At 64.5% G+C, this 1,050-nt stretch carries 1 protein-coding gene; it reads left to right on the top strand.

The window, feature by feature from the left end; translation table 11 throughout:
- Positions 1 to 1,005 (top strand): IS481 family transposase (locus AC5Y5C_RS24850; RefSeq protein WP_499977338.1); only part of this gene is annotated, 1,005 nt, incomplete at its 5' end.
- Positions 1,006 to 1,050: the final 45 nt, after the last annotated feature.

Below are 1,050 nucleotides of genomic sequence, written 5' to 3' on the forward strand. Positions count from 1 at the left end.
TGTCCGCATCAGATGCCCGCGGCGGTGGAGGCGGCGTTGTTGGAGCTGCGACGTTCGCGCCCGTACTGGGGTCCCAAGCGGCTGGTGTTCGAGCTGGCCAAACGCAACGTGTCTCCGTTGCCGTCGGCCTCGGCAGCCTATCGAGCGTTGGTCCGGGCGCAGATGATCGACCCGAACCTGCGGGATCGGCGTTCCCGGAAGTGGAAACGCTGGGAACGCGCGGTGCCGATGGAGTTGTGGCAGATGGACGTCGTGGGTGGATTCCCGTTGGCCGATGGCACCAGCGCTAAGGCGCTCACGGGCATTGATGATCATTCCCGGATGTGCGTGTCTGCGCGGTTGATGACCCGGGAGCGCACCCGTGCGGTCTGCGACGGGTTGCGGGCGGCGTTGGCCACTTACGGTGTCCCAGAACAGATCCTGACCGACAATGGCAAGGTGTTCACCGGCCGGTTCAATCATCCGCCGGTGGAGGTGCTCTTTGATGCGATCTGCCGCGAGAACGGGATCGAGCATCTGTTGACTGCGCCGCGGTCACCGACCGCCACGGGCAAGATCGAGCGTTTCCATCGCAGTCTGCGGGCTGAATTCCTCAGCAGCCGAGCAGCGTTCACCAATCTCAAGGTGGCCCAGCAGGAATTGGATGAGTGGGTGGACTTCTACAACACGGCCCGGCCACATCAGGGGCTGCAGATGGCCACCCCCGCGCAGCGGTTCGCGGGCAGGCCGTCGACCACACCGATCGCCGCACTCGCACCGTTGGGCCATGACGAGCGCTCCGGCTCGGACTGGGTCAGCCGACGAGTCACCACCAACGGAGTGGTGTGCGTGTCCTGGCAGCAGGTCAGCCTGGGCCGCCACTACGCGGGGTCGCGTTGCGATGTGCACGTCGACAGTGACCTGCTGCGGTTCTACGTCGGCGACGAGTTGGTCAAAACCGCCGCGCGCAACAGCACCGGCGAGGTAAGAAACAAACGGGCCTTCCGCACCAGCGAACAGGCCTAAAACACAACACCGAGTGTCAAGGATCAACCGAACCCGATCCGTCAA

Source organism: Mycobacterium sp. NGS15 (genome assembly GCF_059813245.1).